Source organism: Nocardia sp. JCM 34519.1 (assembly GCF_020361265.1).
Lineage (GTDB): Bacteria > Actinomycetota > Actinomycetes > Mycobacteriales > Mycobacteriaceae > Nocardia > Nocardia arthritidis_A.
Genome location: NZ_JAIRBR010000008.1, coordinates 1 through 22474 on the forward strand (window position 1 = coordinate 1; position 22474 = coordinate 22474).

General features: G+C 66.3%; 14 protein-coding genes and 2 tRNA genes. 9 read left to right on the plus strand and 7 right to left on the minus strand.

Annotation, left to right across the window (positions count from 1 at the left end; all coding sequences use genetic code 11):
* Positions 1 to 177: 177 nt before the first annotated feature.
* Positions 178 to 651 carry a thioredoxin-dependent thiol peroxidase gene (gene bcp, locus LGY53_RS20670; RefSeq protein ID WP_167472814.1) on the plus strand — a complete coding sequence of 158 codons (474 nt, stop codon included), beginning with the start codon at positions 178 to 180 and terminating at the stop codon, positions 649 to 651.
* A gap of 48 nt (positions 652 to 699) precedes the next feature.
* Here bcp and LGY53_RS20675 read toward each other — a convergent pair whose 3' ends face one another.
* Positions 700 to 1311 carry a Uma2 family endonuclease gene (locus LGY53_RS20675; protein WP_225728337.1) on the minus strand — a complete coding sequence of 204 codons (612 nt, stop codon included), beginning with the start codon at positions 1309 to 1311 and terminating at the stop codon, positions 700 to 702.
* A 96-nt stretch (positions 1312 to 1407) separates the two neighbouring features.
* On the minus strand, positions 1408 to 2748 hold the full coding sequence (locus LGY53_RS20680) for a hypothetical protein (RefSeq protein ID WP_225728338.1): 1341 nt from the start codon (positions 2746 to 2748) through the stop codon (positions 1408 to 1410).
* A 289-nt stretch (positions 2749 to 3037) separates the two neighbouring features.
* On the opposite strand from LGY53_RS20680, the gene LGY53_RS20685 reads away from it, so the two are divergent.
* Positions 3038 to 3658, plus strand: a complete 621-nt coding sequence (locus LGY53_RS20685) for a TetR/AcrR family transcriptional regulator (protein WP_167479081.1) — start codon at positions 3038 to 3040, stop codon at positions 3656 to 3658.
* A gap of 8 nt (positions 3659 to 3666) precedes the next feature.
* Here LGY53_RS20685 and LGY53_RS20690 read toward each other — a convergent pair whose 3' ends face one another.
* Both LGY53_RS20690 and LGY53_RS20695 read right to left on the minus strand, forming a co-directional pair.
* Positions 3667 to 4104, minus strand: a complete 438-nt coding sequence (locus tag LGY53_RS20690; protein ID WP_167472808.1) for a holo-ACP synthase — start codon at positions 4102 to 4104, stop codon at positions 3667 to 3669.
* Positions 4105 to 4115: 11 nt separating this feature from the next.
* The gene (locus LGY53_RS20695; RefSeq protein ID WP_305082737.1) at positions 4116 to 13472 is read right to left on the minus strand and encodes a type I polyketide synthase; all 9357 of its coding nucleotides are present in this window, start codon (positions 13470 to 13472) and stop codon (positions 4116 to 4118) included.
* A 387-nt stretch (positions 13473 to 13859) separates the two neighbouring features.
* On the opposite strand from LGY53_RS20695, the gene LGY53_RS20700 reads away from it, so the two are divergent.
* The 3 genes from LGY53_RS20700 to LGY53_RS20710 all read left to right on the plus strand — a co-directional run bounded on the left by LGY53_RS20700 (position 13860) and on the right by LGY53_RS20710 (position 14862).
* A tRNA-Leu gene (locus LGY53_RS20700) sits at positions 13860 to 13941 on the plus strand.
* A gap of 80 nt (positions 13942 to 14021) precedes the next feature.
* Positions 14022 to 14103 (plus strand) — tRNA-Leu (locus LGY53_RS20705).
* Positions 14104 to 14424: 321 nt separating this feature from the next.
* Positions 14425 to 14862, plus strand: a complete 438-nt coding sequence (locus tag LGY53_RS20710) for an SMI1/KNR4 family protein (protein WP_225728339.1) — start codon at positions 14425 to 14427, stop codon at positions 14860 to 14862.
* 137 nt (positions 14863 to 14999) lie between these two features.
* On the opposite strand, the gene LGY53_RS20715 is transcribed toward LGY53_RS20710, so the two are convergent.
* The 3 genes from LGY53_RS20715 to LGY53_RS20725 all read right to left on the minus strand — a co-directional run bounded on the left by LGY53_RS20715 (position 15000) and on the right by LGY53_RS20725 (position 17477).
* Complete coding sequence (locus LGY53_RS20715; protein WP_225728340.1) at positions 15000 to 15860, minus strand: fumarylacetoacetate hydrolase family protein; 861 nt, start codon at positions 15858 to 15860, stop codon at positions 15000 to 15002.
* Positions 15861 to 15940: 80 nt separating this feature from the next.
* The gene (locus LGY53_RS20720) at positions 15941 to 16627 is read right to left on the minus strand and encodes a VOC family protein (RefSeq protein ID WP_225728341.1); all 687 of its coding nucleotides are present in this window, start codon (positions 16625 to 16627) and stop codon (positions 15941 to 15943) included.
* Positions 16575 to 17477, minus strand: a complete 903-nt coding sequence (locus tag LGY53_RS20725; RefSeq protein ID WP_225728342.1) for an alpha/beta hydrolase — start codon at positions 17475 to 17477, stop codon at positions 16575 to 16577. The genes LGY53_RS20720 and LGY53_RS20725 overlap by 53 nt, the downstream gene beginning before the upstream one ends.
* Before the next feature lie 96 nt (positions 17478 to 17573).
* Here LGY53_RS20725 and LGY53_RS20730 point away from each other — a divergent pair, with 96 nt between their 5' ends.
* The 4 genes from LGY53_RS20730 (at position 17574) to LGY53_RS44165 (ending at position 22187) form a co-directional block, all read left to right on the plus strand.
* Positions 17574 to 18215 (plus strand): TetR/AcrR family transcriptional regulator, encoded by a 642-nt coding sequence (locus LGY53_RS20730; protein WP_225728343.1) that lies wholly within the window; start codon positions 17574 to 17576, stop codon positions 18213 to 18215.
* 19 nt (positions 18216 to 18234) lie between these two features.
* On the plus strand, positions 18235 to 18879 hold the full coding sequence (locus tag LGY53_RS20735) for a polysaccharide deacetylase family protein (protein ID WP_225728344.1): 645 nt from the start codon (positions 18235 to 18237) through the stop codon (positions 18877 to 18879).
* Between the two features lie 932 nt (positions 18880 to 19811).
* Entirely contained in the window at positions 19812 to 20729 is a 918-nt protein-coding gene (locus LGY53_RS20740; RefSeq protein WP_225728345.1) for a restriction endonuclease, read from the plus strand.
* A gap of 357 nt (positions 20730 to 21086) precedes the next feature.
* Entirely contained in the window at positions 21087 to 22187 is a 1101-nt protein-coding gene (locus LGY53_RS44165) for an ATP-binding protein (RefSeq protein WP_225728346.1), read from the plus strand.
* The last annotated feature ends 287 nt before the right edge of the window (positions 22188 to 22474 follow it).

The window sequence follows — 22474 nt, forward strand, 5'->3', positions numbered from 1 at the left end:
CGCCTGGCAAGGCGGAGGAGGAGCCGATACCGGGTTTGTATCGGCGACGACGACAACGCGGCCAGGCGGCGAGCTGGACCACGGAGGCGCCGGATGGGACTTCGACACAGGGCCTAACGGGCGAGGCCAGGTCTGTACCCGGCCCCGGAGTCGGTAGGTTCGATTACCGTGCAGGACGTGACCGACAACCACCGGCTCGCCCCCGGCGACCCAGCCCCCGATTTCACCCTGCCCGATGCCGACGGCAAGGACGTCTCGCTGGCCGACTACCGCGGCCGCAAGGTGATCGTGTACTTCTACCCCGCCGCCAGCACCCCCGGCTGCACCAAACAGGCCTGCGACTTCCGCGACAGCCTCGCCGAACTCGAGGGCGCGGGCATCGACGTCATCGGCATCTCCCCCGACAAACCGGCCAAACTCGCCAAATTCCGCGACACCGAGCGACTGACCTTCCCACTCCTGTCCGACCCGGACCGCACCGTCCTCTCCGCATACGGCGCCTACGGCGAGAAAACCATGTACGGCAAAACCGTAGTCGGCGTCATCCGCTCCACCTTCCTGGTCGACGAACAGGGCAAAATCGAAGTCGCCCAATACAACGTCCGCGCGACAGGCCACGTAGCAAAGCTGCGCCGCGAACTGTCCGTTTGAACCCTGGCGGGGAAGCCCGGTGCCGTGACGACACCGGGTCCCTCATCGTCAGTTCTCCAACTGATCGAACGACACCGCCAACCGCATACCCGGAACAATCTCCACATCCAGCGCGTCGTAATGCGTATCAGCCTGTCCGTAATTCCGGCCTGACCAGTCGAGCCGGTACTCCTCGATCGCGCGGATTCGACCGTTGTCGTCGACGATCACGACCAGATACAGCGGGATGCGCTGATTCGCGTACTCGGCTCGTTTGTCGACACCGTCACGCTCATACGAGTCGCCGTTCGCGATCTCGACCATCAGCTTCACGTGGTGGCTCTGCACCTTGGTTCCACGCGGAAGGCACTCGTACACCACGACATCCGGCCTGCGGAATGTGAACGACTTCCCCGATGAGGTCGCGTACGCGTTCTTCAGCGAGTAACGCACGTCGATCTCGGTGTCTACTTCGATACAGGGTGACTCCGGGCGTACCCGTTCCACAGCCGCCGCCAACCGCCGACCGATTCGACTATGTTCCCGGGTCGGTGCTTGCAAGAACACAACCTGGCCGTAGACCACCTCGATCGTCCGGCACACATCTTCCGGCAATGCCTCGTATTGTTCCTCCGTCAGCAACAGCATCGAAGGGTCCGTGGCCCAGGCAGGCAGCGTCATGCCAGCAGCGTAATTGCCTACCGAATACGGTGGAACCACCCTGAACAATCGCAAGAGGCCCGGTGTCTCGAAGGACACCGGGCCTCTCGGGTTCGATCAGACGGGCGATACCGGCGATGAGGGCGATATTTGCTGTGCTGCCCACATCACCATGGTTCTGAAGTGGTTGTCCCACCAGGCCGCGGATTCGGCGGTGAAGGCTGCGGGTGGCGGGGATTCACCCGGGAAGAGCAGTGAGGCGTCGGGGGCGCCGACCTTCGTGGTGAGCGAAGGAACCCCGGAACCGGATACTGCGGGAGTTACCGCGTGATCGGATTCGTGGGTCGCCGGGTCGGTGCCGTGCATCGCGGGCTCGGCCTGCACCAGCGGTACCGGCCGGTCCTGCGCCGGACTGCCCCAATGCTGCACGATGTGCTGCGTCGGCTGCTGAATATCCGAATCGAGCGTCACCATCGCCGGTTCCGGGTCGGGCACGACGGCGGACGCGACGCCCGTCGGATGCCCGACCTCATGTCTTCTCGGCAGCGGCACCTCGACCGGGCCGGGACCGGTTGCCACCGGCTCGCCGCCGACCGAATGCGCGTCGGAGGTGGTTCTGGCATCGGCGACGACCCCCGGAATCGAGCGCGACGAACTGCCCGCAACATAGACGCCGCCCACAACCAGACCACCCGCGAGCACACTGGCCGCCGCGAACAACGCCGCAGCGCCCCTGCCGCGATGCACCCGCTCCACCAACTCGCCGCCGGGCTCCTCCAGCTCGGCGAGCGCCGCCAGGGCGGCGCCGACCGCGGGCGCGAAATCCGCGATCTTGCACGGAATCACCGGCGCACCGAAACGGTCCACCGCGGCGAGCACCTCGGGCTCCTCCGCGGCCGAACCGATCAACACCACCGCATCGGGGCGGACCGCCGCCGCCTCGAACTGATCCCATGCCGCGGTGACCGCCGAACCCATGGCCTCCGCCGTCGCACCGCCCGCCTGGCCGATCGCGGCCAGCACTCTGCGTCTACCCCGATCGATCAGGGTGAACGCCTGATAACCCGGAACCACCTCACAGATCAACAGATCATCGAATTCGTCCAGCCACGTCATCACCCCGGCGACATGCAGGTGTGCGGATTTCGCCGACACCAGTGAGGCGGTATGCCACCGCCCCGTCGCCAATCGGGTGACGATCGCACGGCGCTCGGCGGCATCACGGTAGGCGACCGCGGCGCCCCCGATCTCCCGGTCCGGCCCGATCCGCGCGGCTAGTTCATCCATCGCCGTCTCGACCGCGGCGGCCAATTCCGCCTTACTGTCGCCGGGCGTTTTCTCCACCAAATGAAACAGCACCCGCTCGGGTAGCTTCTCGCCGGATTCGGCGAGCGCTACCGCGTGAACGGCGCCGCGTTCGGTGGAAACACCGAGAGTCACCACAGCTCGTGCTACCACTGATCCACGCCTCCCTTGGGCCGAGCTCACGAGCGCGAAACCCATGAGCCACCTTGGATTCCCCTGCTCGAAACGCGCGTCACTATGGACACGGATTCGGTTATGTGTTCGGTGCCGAAAACGACACGGATGGGTTGGCGGATCCGACAAGCCCGGACACGCAGATGCCGTGCGCGTGTCGCCTGCGTGTCCATACCGCTAGCCTTGATGCGTGGAAGTACGCGCGGAGGCCAGGTCGAAGCAGCGGCTCGACCCTGCGTTGGAGCTCCAGGACGACCCACAGGAGCTCATGCCGCGCCGCAGGCCGACGCAGGAACGTTCCAAACGCAAGTTCGACGCGCTGCTGCAGGCGTCGCGGGAATTGCTGGTCGAGGTCGGCTTCGAGTCGTTCACCTGTGAAGAGGTGGCGGCGCGGGCCGAGGTGCCGATCGGCACGCTGTATCAGTTCTTCGCCAACAAATATGTGATCGTCTGCGAGTTGAATCGGCAAGACCTGGTGGCGGTTTCACAGGAGCTGGCCGATTTCCACGGCGAGATCCCGTCGCTGGACTGGCTGCGGCATATGAACCAGTTCGTCGACCATCTGGCCAACCTCTGGGTCACCGACCCGTCCCGGCGCGAGGTGTGGCTCGCCATGCAGTCCACCCCGTCCACCAGGGCCACCGGCGCGATACACGAGAAGGAATTCGCCGAGGTGGTGTCGCAGATGCTGCGGCCACTCACCCCGCGCACCCCGCGGGTCCGGCGCACCATGATGGCCGAGGTGCTGGTGCACGTGGTCTATTCGATGCTGAACTTCTCGGTGCAGGACGAACAGAGCCACGCCGACGCGGTGGCCGAGCTGAAGCGGCTCATGGTCGCGTATCTGCTTGTGGCGGAGAAGGAGTCGCGCTCCAGCGGTAAAGCTTGAAGCGCGAGTTACTTATTCGGTTCGCGTCCGGCTATCAAGTCGGCCAGTTCGCCCGGATCCTCCAGGACCACCATCGCAGCGGCCGTGTCGCCGTCGTGCGTCAGCGACAGGTGAACCCTTGCGCGAGGCAGGAATTCGGCGGCGAGGCCGTGCAGTTTGATGCTCGGCCTGCCCCATGCGTCGTTGACAACTTCGATGAGCGGATACGGATTGTCGCCGATCTGCGGACTGCGGGCGAACCGAGACGATGCCCAAGCCTTGAGCACCGCCTCCTTCGCCGCCCACCGCGCCGCGTAGCTGCGCGCCGGATCGGTCCCCTTGCTCTGGCAGTACCGGCGTTCACCGGCGGTGAAACTCTCCCGGAGCATGGTGGTTCCGGCGCGCTGCAGTTGTTCGGCGAACTCGGAGATGGTCACCAAGTCCAAACCGATACCGAGGATCGTCACAGACGCGCAGCCTACGACCTGGCCCGCGCGGCCGTGTCACTACCCTGCCCGGTGTTGCATCCGAACCCGTCGGCCCGGTACCGGCCGTCGGCGGCCAAACGGGCCTCCGGCGACAGCAGCACATCGGCCTCCAACTGCCGAATCTGCTTGGCGGGCGTGCCATCCGGGCCCAGTCGGCGATCCGCGGGACGCTCGTACAGCGGGGCGCCGCCGCACATCGCCTCGGCGAACCGCTGCCGTCCCCGCAGCACGCGCTCCTCGGCCCGGCGCTGGTACTCCTCGCGCCGTCCCGGCTCGATCGCCTGGACGAACGCCTGCGGATGCACCACCGCGAGCAGACCCGACACATGTCCGAAGCCGAGCGAGGTGACCAGGCCGGCCTTCAGCGCGAACCGCTCACCGAACCGCAGCGGCTGCCGCGGCCACACCAGATGCGAGTAGGCCTGCATCTTGTCGTCGACGCAGTCGAGGCTCCGATTCGGCGGCACCACACCGTTTTCCAGCACCTGGCACAGCCCGATCAGTTGGAAGGCGGCCGCACCGCCCTTGGCGTGACCGGTCAGGCTCTTCTGCGACACCACGAACAGCGGGTTGCCGTCGGTGCGGCCCAGCGCCTCGGCCAACCGCTCGTGCAGCTCCGATTCGTTGGGATCGTTTGCGGCGGTGGAGGTGTCGTGCTTGGAGATCACCGCGATATCGTCCGGGCCGACGCCGAGCTTGCGCAGTTCGGCGGCGAGCCGGGATTCGCGCCCACCGCGACCCGCGCCGAGCGCACCGAGGCCGGGCGCCGGAATCGAGGTGTGCACGCCGTCGGCGAAGGACTGGGCGAAGGCGACGACGCCGAGCACCGGCAGCCCCATCTCCAGCGCGATATCGCCGCGGGCGAGCAGAATCGTTCCGCCGCCCTGTGATTCGACGAAGCCGCCGCGCCGCCGGTCGTTGGCCCTGGAGAAGTAGCGGTCGCTGATGCCCTTGGCGCTCATGACCGCCGAATCTGCGGTGGCCGACATATCACCGAATCCGACGATGCCCTCGATGCCGAGATCGTCGTAGCCGCCCGCGACCACGACATCGGCCTTGCCGAGGCGGATCTTGTCCACGCCCTCCTCGACCGATACCGCCGCCGTCGCGCAGGCCGCGACCGGATGCACCATCGCGCCGTAGCTGCCGACGTAGGACTGCACCACATGTGCCAGCGCCACGTTCGGAAGTGCTTCCTGCAGAATGTCGTTCGCACGCGACTCGCCCAGCAGGTTGTCGATGTAGAGCGAGCGCATCGAGGACATGCCGCCCATACCGGTGCCCTGCGTGTTGGCGACCAGGCTCGGATGCACCCAGCTCATCAATTCCGACGGGCTGAACCCGGAGCCGATGAACGCATCCACCGTGCAGGCGATATTCCAGAGCGCGACGCGGTCTACGGAATTCGCCATATCGGCGGAGATACCCCAGATCACCGGATCCCAGCCGGTGGGTATCTGGCCACCGACCGTGCGGGACAGCTTCGCCTTGCGCGGCACGCGAATCTCGGTGCCCGCCTTGCGCGTTACCGTCCAATCGCCGGAATCCGGGACCGGGGTGATGATCGTCTGCTCCGGGTTCGCCTGATGGAATGCGCGCGCCTCGGCCTCGCTGCCGACGGTGAACGACAGATCCTGGTCGAGGAACACCGACGTCATCAAAGGCGCTGTGTTGTCGACCATTTCGCCGTCGTCGCCGTAGCGGCGCACGCCACACCGGGCCACCACCGCATCGTGGTAGCGCTCGGCGAGTTCGGATTCCGGTACGTAGTCACCGGATTCGGTGTCGTACCAGCCGGGTTTGGGATCGTTCTCCCACCGCACCATGCCGGTGGTCCAGGCCAGCTCCAGCACGCCGGCGGCGGAGAGCTCGTCGGAGACCTCCATCTCGAACCGGGTGCGCGAGGAGCCGTACGGGCCGAGTTCGGCCGCACCGACGATCACCACCATATCGGCGAGATCGGCGGTGACACTGCCCCATTCGGGCACCGGAAGCGCCGAGGAGGCGGTCGGCGGTGTTGGCAGGGCGGGAATGGTCGGCCCGCTCGCGATTTCCTCGACCGCGAGATCGGCCGCCTCGGCGGCCTCCTTGGCCAACGCGGGCAGATCCAGCTTGGCCCTTGCCAATCCGCCGGTCAGGTCGATCTGCTGCGGCCCGGCGATGGTCACCTGACGCGCGCGCATGGTGCACCACTTGAGCAGTTCGTCGGCCATCTCGGCGGTGGACCAGGTGTGCACGCCGGCCTTTTCGACCGCGGCGACCATCGGATCGTTGTGCCCCATCAGTCCGGTGCCGCGCACCCAGCCGATCAGCGCGTGCACCAGCGTCACCCGGCTCGACCACGACTTCTCGGCCCGCCACTTAGCGACGACGGCGTCGAGGGCGGCCTTGGACTCGCCGTAGGCACCGTCACCGCCGAACATACCGCGGTTCGGCGAACCCGGCAGCACCACATGCAGTTTCGCGTCGACGTCGTGGTCGGCACCCAGCTTGGACAGGCCGCCGATCAGCCGCTCCACCGACCAGAGCAGCACCCGCATCTCCATTTCGGCGCGGGCGCCCGCATCGCTCAGATCGCCCGCCACCCGCGGCGCCGCGAACGGCAGCAGCAGGGTGGGCGTCATGGCGTCCTTGACCTTGACCTTGGCCCCGCCCGCGCTGTCCACCTGCTCGTTGCCGACCCAGTCGATGACGGCGTCGACATCCTGGTAGGAGGCCATATTCGCGGGCAGCACCCACAGGGCCGCGCCGTGCCTGGCGTTGTCGCGGTACAGCTTTCGGTAGAAGGACAGCCGGTCGTCGTTGAGTCCGGAGGTGGTGACGACGACGGTGGCGCCGCCCGCGAGCAGTCGCCCGGTGACCGCCGCCGCGATGGAACCCTTACTGGCGCCGGTGATCACGGCGATATCGGCGGACCACTGGCCGGGCTCCTCGGTGCTCAGCGCGGCATCGGCGATCCGCTCGTACACACCCGCCAACACCGAGCGGGCCTCGTGCCGCGCCCGGTCCCGCCACCAGTTCGCCTGTGCGGCAACGGCTTCGCCCGCACCCAGATATCCAGTGACCGGCAGTTCGGCATTCTCGGCGTCCTCGCCCAGCCACAGCAGCGCGAGATCCTCGCGGGCGGTCGCCCAGCGGTCGTCGATCAGCACGGCCTTGCGGGCATCGAATACCGGCGCGACCAAACGCGGCCAGTCCGAACCCAATTCGGCCGAAACCAGATCCACCAGTGAATCGGCGGTCGCCTCCGGCGCCGAAACCCGCTCGCTGAGGCCGAGCTGCTCGAGCACCACCCTGGCCGCCGTTGCGAGCACGCCGTCGCGGCCGGTGATCTGCTCGGTGAACTCACCGAGCGCGGCCGCGTCGACGGTCGCGCCGCCGCCACCGCCCGCACTCGGCAGCGATACCGCGATACCGCGGCGCGCGGCCACCGACTGCACGGCAGCGTCGATCGCGGCATCCACCGCGGCACCGTCGCCGAGCGCACCGGACACCAGTCCGCCGAGGTCGCCGCCGCGCACGCTGGCGCCCTCCCGGGTGCCGAGCGAAACCTCGGCGGTGACGTGGCTGGCCCAGCCGTCACCGAGTTCCCACACCTTCTTCACCCGCTCGGCGATGGCGGCGGGCCGCTTGCCGGACGGACCGAACACCTTGCGCAGGTGGTCGCCGATGGCGTCGGACAGCACCGAGCCGAACGGCTTGTAGGTGCGGGCCAACCGTTCGACGGTGGCCGAGAGCGCGCCCATATCGGCGTCGGCGGCACCGTCGATGGCACCGAGCGAAAGCTCCGAGCCCAGGTCGACGAGCAGCTGGTTACGCCGCGACGAAACGCCGTCGCACAGGCCCTCGATGGTGTCCACCGGGCCGATCTGATCCATCCGCAGCTTGGTCCACAGCGCGATCAGCACGCGGGTGGCGTCGGCGGCGGTGAAGGCGATGTCGTCGGGGCGCGGGCCGCCGGAGCTCTGCACCGGCGCGGGTGCCGCAGCCACGGGAGCCGGTGCGGCGCTTGTGGTTTCGACGGGTTCGTCGACCGGCTCGTCGACCTGCGCCGGATCGGTGTCGGTCGAGTACACGATGCCCGCCTCGCGCTCGATATTGAGCACCTCGACGGTCGCGCCGCTGAATCGCGGCAGCTTCAGCGTCTGGCTGGCCAGGTTGGCGACGGTCGGCGTTGCGCCCAAACCGATTTCGACGAACCGCTCGACGCCGAGACCGCCGTGCGCCACATCGGTGAACAGCAGGTCCTGCGTCTCGATCCAGCGCACCGGGCTGGCGAACTGCCAGGCGAGCAGTTCGATCAACACCACCCGGCACAGGTCGGCCGGGCGGGCGGCCCAGCCGTCGAAGTCGGCCAGCACCGCGGCCAGCGGCTCGGACGGCACCAAATCCGCGATCTCCTGCACGAATTCCCGCTCCAGCGAGAACGGTCGCGGCACCAGATTCGGAATGTAGCGTCCGATAAGGGTTTCCGCGTGCAGGTCGGCGGGCAGCAGCTGTTCGAGCTTCTGCCGGAATTCCGGAACACCCTTGCGCAGCACCGTCGAATGGAACGGCACGTCGATGCCGGGCACCAGGATGAAGGCCCGCTTACCGCCGAATTCGGAACGCCGCCTTTCGATCTCGGTCTCCAGCGCCTCCAGGCCGGCCACCGTGCCCGCGATCGCGTACTGCGAGCCGCGCAGGTTCAGGTTGACCACCTCGAGGAATTCACCGGACCGCTCGGCGACGCTCTGCACGAACGGCACCACCTCGTCGTCGCTCATCCCCATCTGCGAGGGACGGATCGCGGCCATCCGATAGTTGCTGCGCCCCTGCGCATCTCGCGGCACCAGCTGATGCATCGCGGAACCGCGCTGGAACACCACCTCCAGCACCGCCTCCAGCGGCAGCACCCCGGCGACCGCGGACAGCGCGTTGTACTCGCCGACCGAATGGCCGGCCAGCATCGCGCCGTCGACGAACGCACCCGCCTCGCGCAGTTCGGCGATCTGCGCGACGCCGAGGGTCGCCATCGCGACCTGGGTGAACTGGGTCAGGTGCAGCACGCCGTCCGGGTGCCGGTGCTCGACGCCGCGCGCCTTGAGGTAGGTCGGGTTGTCGCGCACCACGGCCAGGATCGAGAAGCCGAGCGCCGCGCGGGTGTGCTTGTCGGCGCGGTCCCAGATCTCCTTGGCCGCCTTGGACCGGCTCCGCGCGTCCAGGCCCATGCCCTTGCGCTGAATGCCCTGGCCAGGGAAGGCGTACACGGTCTTCGGCGCGGCGGTGCGGCCGGTGGCGGTCAGCACCAGGTCGCCGCCGGTCCGGCAGGAGACCTCGACGATCTCACTGCCCGCGTCGACCGCGATCCGCTCGACCCGGACGTCGATCTGCGCGCCAGGCCGGACCATACCGAGGAAGCGGGCCGTCCACGCGGTCAAAGTCCTTGCCGGAACGGAGCTTTCGGGATCCACCGCGGAAACCGCATGCTGTGCCGCGGCGGAAAGCCACATGCCGTGCACGATCGGGCTGCCGAGCCCGGCGAGCTTGGCGGCGTTATCACTGGTGTGGATCGGGTTGTGATCGCCGGAGACCGCGGCGAACGCGTTCATGGTGCGCGGCGCGGTGACGACCACATCGCGCCTGCGGCGGCGCGGTGTGTCGGTGGCCGCGGCGGCCGTGCCCGCGGCGCGCGGCGGATCGGTGAGCACGCCCGCCCCGTTGCGGCCGCGGATGGCGAAGCGCTCGGTGAGCGTCGCGACCGTCGGCATGGACATTCCGGTCTCCGGCCGGTCCAGCATCGCGGTGACCTTCACCTTGACCTCGACCACCCGGCCCATATCGGTGTCGAGCGTCTCCCCCGCCTCCGCACGGACAGCGAGAACGCTTGTGGCCGAGGGCAATTCACCGACCAGATCGATCTGGTGATCGAGGTGGACCAGGTCGAGCATGCCCTCGATGACGCTCTCGTCATCGGCGGTGCGGGTCGCGCCGAGCACCGCGAAGACGGCGGGCCAGCACGCGCCGACCAGCACGTCGGGGACGGTGCGGCCCAGCGTGCTCAGATTGGCGGGCAGGCCGCTGCCGGTGACGCCCGCATGGTCGGCGAGCAGATCCGGGGTCCAGGCCAGGTTGAGGTGAGCGGTGCGCCCCTTCACCTCGGGCAGTTCCTTACCGGCCGCGACGGCCAGCAGCGCCTTCATGGCGGCATCGGCATCGGCGGCGGTGATCACCGGGGCGCCACCGTTGTAGGTCGAGACCGGAACGGTGATCCTGATCCGCACCGCGTCGCGGCCGAGCAGCGGAACGGTGAGTTCGACGTAGGCGCTCTCGTCCTCGGGTCCAGTGGTCTCCACCAGCGTGGCGCCGGTACGCGGATGCACGGCGCCCTTGCCGTCGACGGTCCACTCGTCCAGATCGCCGAGCCGGTGCACCGGGTTGATGGTGGTGCGGCCCGCCCACTGTACGTCCGGCGCGGCCAGCACCGTATCGATCGGGCCCGCGGTGACGCCGGCGACCCGGCGCGCGTCGACCGCGACGGGTACGACGCCCGCGCGCACCAGCGAGTAGGCGGTGTCCTGTTCGAAACGGTCGAGCAGCTCGCCGACCGGCTCGTCCACCCGGGTGATGCCCGCGACGGCCACCGTGCCGGGGATGACGCACACCTGATCGGCGGAGTAGCGCGGATCGTGCGCCTGCCACAGCGAATCCGAACGCCACCAGCGGCGCACGTCACCGTCCACCACCGGAACGAAATTCACCGGCTTGCCCGGCGTCTTGCACAGCGCGACGAAGAACGGCACATCCGCCGGGTGCAGCAGCGTATTCGCGATCGACGGGTACCGTTCGCGCAATGCGCACAGCGCGGCGACCGGATTCTCGAATTCGTCGTCGGTGCCGAAAAGCGTTGGGATTTCCCCGCGGTCGGCCGGGTTGATCCGGGATTCGGTGCGCCGCATCATTTCCGCGAAGCGGTCGCGCCAGGTGATGTCCAGCCAGACCGAGCGGGTGGCGTCGAGGAACGCCTCACCCAGGTCGCTGCCGCAGTCGAAATCCTTGCGGCGATCCAGGCCGACGGCGAGTTCGACGTAGCGCTCCAGCCACTCCAGATAGGTCATCGTGGCCACATCGCCGAAATACGGCTTGGCCGTTGCGTTCAGGGCCGCGATGATCTCGTCGCGGCGCTTCGCGACGGCGGCGGCGTCACCGGCCACCTCGTCCAGCAGGCGGCCGGTGCGCGAGGCGGCGTTGTCGATCTCGTGGATGTCGGCGCCCAATTGGCTACGGCCGGAAGCCATTCCACCCGAGGCGGTGCCCGCGCCGACCCAGTGCGGGGTGCCGGGGGTGTCCACCAGCAACTGCTTCACCTCGGGTGCGGTGGTGGCCTCCAGCGTCGCCATGGCCGCGGTGCCGACCAGCACGCCGTCCAGCGGCATCGCCGGGTAGCCGTGCGCGGCCGCCCACTCGCCGGTGAGGTATTCCGTTGCGCGCTCAGGGGTTCCGATGCCGCCGCCGACACAGACGACGACGTTCTCGCGGGAGCGCAGTTCCGCGTAGGTCTCCAGCAGCAGGTCGTCCAGGTCTTCCCAGGAGTGGTGGCCGCCGGCCCTGCCGCCCTCGATGTGCATGATCACCGGGCAGTCCGGGACCTCGTCGGCGATGCGCAGCACGGCGCGGATCTGCGCCACCGTGCCCGGCTTGAAAGCCACATGGGAGAAACCGATTTCGGTCAGCTCCCGGATGAGCGCGACGGCCTCGTCGAGCTCCGGGATGCCGGCCGTGACGATGACGCCGTCGAACGGGGCGCCCGCCTGACGGGCCCGCTGCACCAGGCGCTTACCGCCCAGCTGCAGCTTCCACAGGTACGGGTCGAGGAACAGCGAGTTGAACTGCACAGTGCGGCCGGGCCGCAGCAGCGTCTTCAGCTCGGCCACCCGGTCGGCGAAGATCTGCTCGGTCACCTGGCCGCCGCCGGCGAGCTCGGCCCAGTGGCCCGCATTCGCCGCCGCGGCAACGATTTTCGCGTCGACGGTGGTGGGGGTCATACCGGCGAGCAGCACCGGCGAGCGTCCGGTCAGCCGGGTGAACGCGGTCTCCACCACGATCCGCCCGTTCGGCAGGCGCACCGGGCGCGGCGCGAAGGCCGACCACGGCTTGGCCACCTCGGGCGCGGCGCCCGGGGTGAGCAGGCTGCGCTGGCCGGCGCGGGTGGCGGCGGCGACGATGCCGACCCCGGAGCCCTTCAGCGAGCCGACGGTGAGGCGGGTGAGCAGATCGCCCGGCCCGAGGTCCAGAATCCATTGCGCGCCAGCGACAACCGCACCGTCGACCACCTCGACCCAGTCGATCGGGTCCACCAGGATCTCCCGGGTGAGCCCACCGGCCAGCTCGGCGTCGATACCGCACTGCGCGGCCCAGCCGCGGACCAGGTCGACGGTTTCGGCGAGCGCCGGGTGATGGAAGGCGACATCGACGGCCACGTCCTCGAAGACGGGCGCGAAAACCGCACCGCCGCGGGTCTTTCCGTCCCGCTCCCGGCTCTCCGCCTCGTGGATCCGGGCGCAGTGCTGCCGCACCCGGGCCAATTGTGCCGGGGTGCCGGACAATACGGCCCGCCTGCGGCCGTTGCGGATCGAGACCACCGCCGCCGCAGCGGGATCGACACCCTCGGACACCTCGGCGACCACCGCGCGCAGCCGCTCCGGATCCACATTCGACACCGCGACCATCGGCGCGGCCTCGCCCACCGGCATCAGCCCGCGCCTGCGCGCGATCAAACTGCCTGCGGCGCCGATCAATTGGGCGATGGCGAGCAGTTCGGCGTCGCGACGGCCACCGGTCTCGATCGCCGTCGCGGCGAGACGTCCCTGCGAATGGCCGATGACGGCGACCGGCGCGTGCGCGGCCGGGTCGAGGCCCTGCAGCCGCAGCGCCCGCAGCGCCGCGATCTGGGTCAGCAGCACGCCGGGCATGGAGACGGCCGCCGCGCGCAGTTCCGCCGCCGACGGCGCGGCCGAGGTCTCGCCCTGGTCGGCGTCGACCAGTTCGTCCTCGAGCATCCAGCCGATCGGATCGAAGCCGACGGGACGCACGACCAGCAGTTGCGCCGCAACGGGTTCCAGCAGCGCGGCCGCCTCGTTGACCAGCGCGGTCAACTCCGGCTCCAGCGCGCTGTCGCGCCCGATCTCCTCCAGCTCGCCCAGCCACTGGGCTCCCTGGCCGCCGAATGCCAGCGCATACGGCGTCCCGGTCAGTAAACGATCGACGAGCGGCGCCCGGACCGCCCCATTAGTACCGTTCGCACCGCGCTGTGCCCCAACTACCTTCGCCTGTTCCGTACCGGTCTCGGTGCTCTCGTTGATAGTCAAGACGCTTCGACTTCCTTCTCGTTGCGACACGCCTGCGGGGACACGCCGCTCCCTCCCGGGCACGACCGCTCCTGCGCCAATCGGCTTGGTACGGGCGAGGATGGCACAAAATCATGAGGAAATCCTCACGTTTGCCCCCAGCCACGCCCACTACTCACACGTATTCAGGTACTTCCGTACCAGAATCGGTAGAAACATGACCCCTCCTCATGTTTGAACCCGCTGGTCCACTCGGTTACCAACGCGTATGAAACATGAGCGCCCCTCATGTTGACAGTTACCAGATTGTTATAATCCCTGGTAGGGTTACTCATGAGTACGACACCCCGGCCCCAAGCTTCGCTTCCCCGGTCAACCCCGGTAGAGTTTGGACGGTCGTACCATCAAGCGCGAGTGGCGAAATTGGCAGACGCGCCAGATTTAGGTTCTGGTGTCCACGGACGTGGGGGTTCAAGTCCCCCCTCGCGCACAATCGAGGTCGGGCCCTGGCGTCGACGCCACGACAGGTGAACCGTCGCTATCGGGTCGCCCGGCTAGCACCTCGCGCACGTGCGAGTGGCGAAACAGGCGGACGCGCTGGATTCAGGTTCCAGTGTCTTCGGACGTAGGGGTTCAAATCCCCTCTCGCGCACCGATTTACGTAGCCATCAGGCATCTCGAAGCGGACGATAGCGCGTGCACCGGCAAGCCGTGTCTCGCACCCGCCCCAGGCCCGGACTATCCCACGCGGCATCCACGGCGGCCAATCCGCGTGAGAGCTCCTCGCGTTCAGCCAGACTCAGTCGAAGCCCGCTGCGACGACGCGGCACAGGGTGTACTGCGCCACAGCGCTCGAGCAGATCACGCGCCGTCGAGGGATGCCGGCGCATCCCTCGGGCAAGTACGTTGATCGCCTGCCTCGATCGCCGCCGCCACACCACAGATAGGCAACCTACAAGAATGGAGGGGGCAAATGATCGCGATACAGCCCAAAGGCGCTGTCGGTGAATCGGTCGTCGCCGACGCCGAGGCAATGCTGGACACTACGCTTCCCGAGCCCTACCGGGCGTGGCTGACAGCGAACGGCGGCGGTTACACCTCGACACTGGAGATGCCTGCCCCCGGCGGCGAGGGCGTGCTGGAGGAGTTCTTGTCCCCGACCGAGCTGGCCCGAAACTACGGCCGCGGCTTCGCGGTATCGGTACCGAAGGAATATGTGGTCATCGGCGACGGCGCGGGCGGCGGAGTCGCGATCCGATTGACCGAGCCAGGCCGTGGCCGGATCTACTGGGCCGACTACGACAAGGCCATCCAGCTCTACGACGACGGACTGATCGAAGAAACCGATCCGACAGAACAAATCATGGAAGAAATCGCGGCCGGATGGAACGAATTTCTCGCGAGCCGATGAACCACGTCATGCACTCCATACAGTCGACCCCGAATCCGCAACCAGCTCGACAAATTCCGCGGCGCACCCGTAACAACCCGTACGGCTCCTCCTCAACGACGGCTCACCGAGGAGGAGATCCAAGCAGCCGACGACGCCTACGCGGTTTCGCAGGGGTTGCGGAGTTCGCCGAGGCCCTCGATCGCCGAGCGCAGGATGTCGCCCGGGTTGAGGAATCGAGCGGGGGTGCGGGAGTAGCCCACGCCTGCCGGGGTGCCGGTGAAGATCAGATCTCCGGGGAAAAGTTCACAGATGCTCGATAGGTGGATGACCAGTGCGGTGACGTCGAACAGCATCTGTTCGGTTCGGGCCGATTGCACGATTTCGCCATCTATGGTGGCTTCGATCGCGAGGTCGTCGGGATTTTCGAGTTCGTCGAGTGTGGTCAGCCACGGGCCGATGGGCGCGAATCCGGCGTGGCTCTTGGCGAGGCTGAATTGTGGTGGGGTGCCGGACATTTGGGATCGGCGTTCGGAGATGTCCTGGCCGATGCAGAATCCGGCGATATGGTCCAGGGCGTGGTCGGCGTGGATGTCGCGTCCCGCGGTGCCGATCACGGCGACGAGTTCGACTTCCCAGTCACAGGTGGCGGTGGGCAGTGGGATCACGTTGCCGGGGCCGGTGATCGCGGAGGCGAATTTGGTGAACACCAGTGGTTCCTCGGGCATGGTGAGACCGGTTTCGGCGCTGTGGTCGGCGTAGTTGAGTCCGACGGCGAAGATCTGTCGTGGAGCCGGTACCGGCGGGCCGAGCCGCGATAGATCGGCGAGTAGATCAGCGCTGGTGAGGCGGCGATCGGCGTGCGGGCGCTGGCCGCGGTACCAGGTAAGGATCTGTCGTAGTTGAGCGATGGCTCGATCGGGGTCGCTGGGCAGGACGCCGTCGGAGGCGTCGGCGAGGTCGATGATTCCGGTGTCGGTGACGATGGTGGCGCGGCCGTCGAGATTGGCGAGCTTCATCGGGGATGGGCCTCCTGTCGGGTGGGCCGGGCCACGCACCGCTGGATCGGTTGGGTGCGTGGCCCTGATCGGTTGCGTGGCTAGTCGAGCCGGACCGGCGGATCGGGCTCGCTGGCCATCTGCCACACCATGTCGTCGGACAGGGAGATCATCATCCGGTAGACATCATCCGGGTAGGCCATGTTCGGCTTGGTCGGGTCGTAGGTCGGCTGGGGAACCGGTTCGGCGGGCCGGGTGAAGGGCGCGGGGTGTTTATAGGTTTCGAGCTCTTCTGCGGTGATGCCGTTGATCTCCACGACTTCGGGATCGATCCAGGCGCGGTCGTCGATGGCGTCGCCGGAGGTAAGTTCGACCAACAACCCTTCCGGGCCCGCGAAATAGATCGAGCGACAGAACCCGTGGTCGATCGGGCCCAGGACGATGATGCCGCGGCTGCGGATACGGTCACGCAAGCTCAGCAGTTCGTCGAGGTCCCGCACGTGCAGTGCGACATGCTGCATGGCGCCGGGAGCGACCGGTCCGGTCGGTTCGGCGGCGTGGGTGACGCCGAGTTCGCGGGTTTCGGGGTTGGCGGGGTGGAAGACGAAAGCGATGTAGGACGTGGGGTTGAGCTCGACGAATCCGTGCCAGGCGCCTTGGGCGCCATGCATGCGGTACAGCGCTTTGAGGGGCATACCGAGGACGTCGGTGAAGAACGCGATCTGGGCTTTGATGTCACGGGTGGCGATCGCCAGGTGGTTCACGCCGACGGGATGGGTGACGGTCATGATGGTCACTTCTTTCAGCGGTGGTCGGGACGAGCAGTTGTTTGTGGCACCAGGTGCGCACGACTTGGGCGTAGTCGGCGGTGTGGAACAGCATCAGCTGATGCACACCGCCCGGATGAATGTGGAAATCGACCGGACCCCCGGTGGCGTCGACGACGGTCTGTGCCATGGCCGGGGTGAAGATCGGGTCCTTCTCGCCGACGGCGAACAGGATCGGCTTGGTGTTGGCCGACAACGGCACCGCGGGGTCGTAGCGCGCGATCGAGGCCCACGATGACAGGTCGTAGGTCCATGTGTTGAGCGGATCCTGATGTTTCTGCCGGCCCGCGCCAGGGAAGCCGTAATCGGTGTCGAAATCGATGGACTGCTCGATGTCGAAACGCAGCGCCGGTCCGAATTTGGCGATCATCTGTTCGAATGTCGTTGTCCGGAAAGGATTGTCGGCGGGGATCAACGGCGAGGACGGAATCGCGAAGCCCATCAGGATCGCGCCCGCGAACGCCTCCGACGCGGCGTAGGCGCCGTACGCGGCGGACGCGCCGAGTGAGGATCCCTTGATGAACACCGGCAGCCCGGTGGTGGTGCGGATGTGATCGGTCAGTCGCAGTGCTGCCTCGATCCACTCTTCCAAGGTGAACTGCCCGGCGCGCCGACCCACGCACGAGCGGCCGTGCCCGGGGGCGTCCATGCACCAGACCTCGGCTCCGAGGTCGGCGTAGTGGGCGGCGAATGTGTCGTAGATGCCGCCGTGACCACCGATGCCGTGCTGTACGAGCAGCACGTGATCGGCGGCGGGATCGGCGAATCGATAGGTGAATGTGTCGCCGACGATGTGTTCTTCTCTGCGCATCAGGCCACCTCCTTGTGTCCTGCGTGATAAAAGTTGATGACAATCAATAAAGCATAGAAGTTGATGATCGTCAACATATTGTTCTAGGCTGGGCCCATGACGACGAAGACGCGCATGGGACGGCCACCGACAGAGTTGTCACCGGCATCGCTGAACCAGATCTTGTCGGCGGCGTTGAATGTGTTCGCCGAGTGCGGTTTCGACGGCACGTCGGTGGCGGCGCTCAATCGTGAGCTCGGGGTGAGTCACAACCTCATCCATCAGCGGTTCGGGTCCAAGGAAGGGTTGTGGTACGCCACGGTCGATTGGGCCTTCGGCCAGATCGCCGACCATATGGCCTCGGATCCAATGTCCGCGGACCCGCTGGAAGCCGCCCATCAGACGATCGTGCGGTTCCTGCGGCTACATTCCACGCACCCGCAGATCCTGCGACTGGTCACCGTCGAAGGCGCCACGGAAGGGCCGCGTCTGACCTACCTGTTCGATGCGCACGTCGGACCACTGCACGCTCGCATCACGGCACCGCTGAAGGTGCTTGTCGATCGCGGGGTGCTGGCCGAATCCGATATCCGCACCCTGCATTTCCTTGTCGCACACGGCGCGACCGCGCCGTTCAGCCTGGTTCCCCTCGCCAAGCGGCTGAATCCGCTCGATCCACTCGATCCCGACGCGGTCCGCCAGCAGGCCGAGTTCGTCGCCGACCTGCTCGTGGCCGGGCTGCGTGCCCGCGGTGCCTGACCCGCGAAGAGCACGCACCATGAAGGTGACGCTCAGTTTCGACAACGGACCGAGTCCGGCTACCCCGACTGTGCTCGACGTGCTCGGCGACCGTGGAATCCAGGCGACGTTCTTCGCCATCGGCGCCGAGCTCGCCCGACCGGGGGCCCGCGAGATCGCCGAACGTGCTGTGGCCGAGGGACATTGGATCGGCAATCACACCATGACCCACTCGATTCAGTTCGGCGACTACGCCGCGACCGCGGATTTGCCGACCCGTGAGATCGGCACGGCTCAGGACGTCATCGGTCGACTTGCCCACCCGGACAAGCTGTTTCGCCCCTACGGCAGGGGCGGCGTGCTCGACCGGAGATTGTTCTCACCGGGTGCCGTGGACTACCTGTGCCGACACCGTTACACCTGCGTGCTGTGGAATTGCGTTCCGCACGACTGGGACCGTCCCGACGACTGGGTCGAGCGGTGCCTTACCGATATCGCCTCGCGCTCATGGAGTCTGATCGTCCTGCATGACCTACCCACCGGCGCGATGCGGCACCTGCCCCGCTTCCTCGACCGACTGTCGATCCTCGGTGTCGACATCGTCCAGGAATTCCCCGAATCGTGCGTGCCCATCCAGCGCGGGCGCTTACATGGCTCGCTCGATCACCTCACTGGCACGGCGTGAAACCTGTGCACCGCAGGTCATCATAAGTTGATGATCATCAATTAATCATACTATATTGATTGGCATCAACTTCTGTTGGTTAGGGTCGAGACACGTCAACGAAGACGCGTCATCGACCCCTACGCCACCGCCCACACCTACGGCGGCCACCGCACCAAAAACGACTCCACCACCATCTACACCGAAGCCAGCCTCTACGAAATCGCCCACCCCCTCATCCACCACACACCCCACCATTCACCAGATAGCCTGACACCCAACAGATTCGGTCCAACCCCGCGCCGCGGCATCGGACCGAACCACCACAAACCCACCCCGGCAGCACAACAGCAACCCAACCCGCAACGAATCACCCTGTCACCACCGCCATCGTCGAATCACACCTCACACCAGTGAATGTCACCCCAACCGGCGCGGTTGCCCCTCTCATCCAACCAATCCCGCACCGACACCATCGAACACCACAGCCCCGCAACACACTTGACAGACATCAACTAGCAAATCTAGTGTTCAGAGAGACCTTAAACACCTCTCGGTGTCATCGGTGAACCAAGCCGAGGGTTCAAGCCCCCTCGCGCACAAGGTTCATTTTCGGTAGCTGGCGCCGGCCAAGGCGGCAGTCTCACCGGCTCGGAAACGCTCACGTTTGGCAATCCGTGCAGTGTGCAGCGCCATTCGCAGGGCTGAAGTTCACCAGGATCGACCGAGCACCACGCGACCTGGACAACCTCATCGATGCCCTAGCTGTAGCGTGCTCGGCGGCTCCGAGCCAACAGCCGGTCGGGCAAAAGGTCGACCAAGCAAAGTCGCCCGTTCGATAGGCCTGTGTGAGCCAGCCGGATCGTATACGGTCTCACCACTTTATGTGTCCGTCGAATCTTGCCGTCTCGACGGTCTTCGAACGAGTCGACCGAAGATACGCGGGAGGTGTTGTGACCGAACCAGTTTCGGGCATGCCCGTTTGGTATGGATTCCTCACCCCTGTGCTGGAGGTGCTGAACGACGGCAAAGTGTGGAAGAAACGAGATCTCCACGAGGCGGTCTTCGCTCACCTCGAACTGACGACGGAGCAGCGAGCCGAGGTCCTCCCGTCGGGGCAACACCGAGCTGACAATCGTGTCGGATGGGCGCTCAGCGCACTGAATCGTGCCGAGCTGGTATCCAAACCCGCGCGAGCGACGTTCACCATTACTGATGCGGGCCGCGCGATCCTCGCCGCATATCCCGGCGGACTGGACGAGAAGATACTGCGGAGCGTGCCCGCATATCAGGACTATGTGCCTGCGAAGGCTTCCGCCAGCGCACTTGTCAATTCCGCTGATCCAGCGACTCTGAGCGATCCACTCGAGCAGATCGAAGCAGGCGTTGCCCGCCTGCACAGCGATGTAGCCGCCGACCTACTGAAACGATTGCGTGAACAACACCCAGACTTCCTGGAGCAGTCAGTGCTCGATGTCTTGATCGCGATGGGCTACGGCGGCACCGAACAGCGTGCAACCCGGATCGGCGGCTCCGGCGACGGTGGCTTCGACGGAGTTATCGACCAAGACCCGCTCGGGCTCGATCGAATCTATGTGCAAGCGAAACGATACGGGCAAGACAACATCGTGCAGCGACCGGCGGTCCAAGTGTTCGTCGGCGCTTTGCACGGTGTTGGCGCCTCCCGGGCGGTGTTCATCACCACCAGCACCTTCTCCCAAGGAGCCCGCGACTACGCGAACAACATCAACACCAGAGTTATCCTGATCGACGGTCCGCGCCTGGCCTCGCTGATGATCAAGTACGGCATCGGCGTTCAGCAGCGAGCACTGTTTACTGTCGTCGAGGTCGACGAAGATTACTTCGAGTAGGAACCTCCGAATCGAGCACGACACCTCAACTGAATCCCAATAGCCTCGGCGATCAACTCGGGCGGCCTGCGGAGGGGAGCTGGACTCTAATAAGCTCCCCATATCCATGGACCCGCTCCGCCTGACGATCAGAAGTCCGCACCCCGAGGAAGGTCGCAGGATCGCATGACATTCCATGGGCATGTCGTCGCCGAAACAAGCCGTAACGTAGATCGGCAATCCACACATAGATATCGGCGGACTCGCACCGAATCCATCGGCAGATCCACGGCTGATTGATCGGCAGATCCACGGCGCATATGTCGGCAGATTCGCGGCAGAACTATCGGCAGATCCACGGCCACCCACCCGAACACGGTGAAGCGGTATCTCGATGACCCTCGTACCAGAGCTTCCGCCGCCGCGGATCCGGTTGCTTTTCTCGACACACCAGGAACGATGCTGATCGACGAGGTTCAACGAGTTCCCGACTTGTGGCTGGCCATCAAGAACACCGTCGATCGCGACCCTCGCCCCGGACGATTCCTCCTGACCGGTTCCGCACGACTGCTCAGCCTCAGCGAACTCCCGGACGCGCTGCCCGGACGCTCCGAAACCATTGAGCTTTTTCCGCTCTCCCAGGGCGAAATCCTCGGTGCACCGGACGGTTTCACCGACGCGGCATTCGCCGAAGGCCACCAACTGCGAACCGCACCGTCTGACTTGCGGCGCAAGGACTACCTGGCCATCGCCGCCCGCGGCGGATACCCCGAAGCCATCCACCGGGCCGCGCCCCGCCGCCGCGCCCAATTCTTCAAGTCCTACCTCGACGACATCATGAGTCGCGACATCCACCAGGTCGCCGACATTCACCGCAGCTCAGACATGCGCCGCCTCATCGCGACCCTGGCCGCGCAGAGCGGCGGCCTGCTCAACTACAGCCGACTGTCATCGGACCTGGGCATCCCCGCCACCACAGTCCGTGAATACGTCGGCTTGCTCGAGGTCATCTATTTGATCCGCTTGATCCCCGCATGGTCAGCCAACGCAACCAGGCGGGCAATCGCCACACCGAAACTGGTCTTCAACGACTCGGGTCTAGCCGCCCATCTCGTCACCGGAATCACCAATGACGCTACGACAGGCGGCCTCATCGAAACCTTCGTACTCGGCGAACTCACCCGCCAACTCACCTGGAGCCAGACCATGGCCCGACTTCACCACTACCGCGACCGCGACGGCTACGAGGTCGACGCGATACTCGAGGACAACGCCGGCCGAGTGATAGCCATCGAAGTGAAAGCCTCCGAAACCATCCGCGCCGACGACTTCCGCGCCCTCCGCATCCTGCAAAACCGCCTCGGCGACCGATTCCACGCCGGCTTCGTCCTCTACTGCGGCGACCAACAACTCCCCTTCGGCGACGGCGTGTCCTGCATACCGATCAGCGCACTATGGACAACCCCAGCGACCGGATGAACAACAAGCCGACAGTCCCACCCTCTCCCGCCGCAGAATCCAGTGCGCGTGAACATGAGCCCTAGGCTCATGAACCTCCTTTTCGTGTCGAAGTCCCCCTCGTCGATACGAAGTATCCATGCACGAGGTGCCGATGGCGACGGCGCTATCTGTAGGCAAAACCTCGTCCGTGCCACCGAATTTCGAGCTAGCAATGGTCAGTACCACTGACTTTCAACACTTTTCACGATGAACCCCGAACGCCTTGCAGAACAAGAGATTTGGCAGTTATCCGATGGCTAACGTAT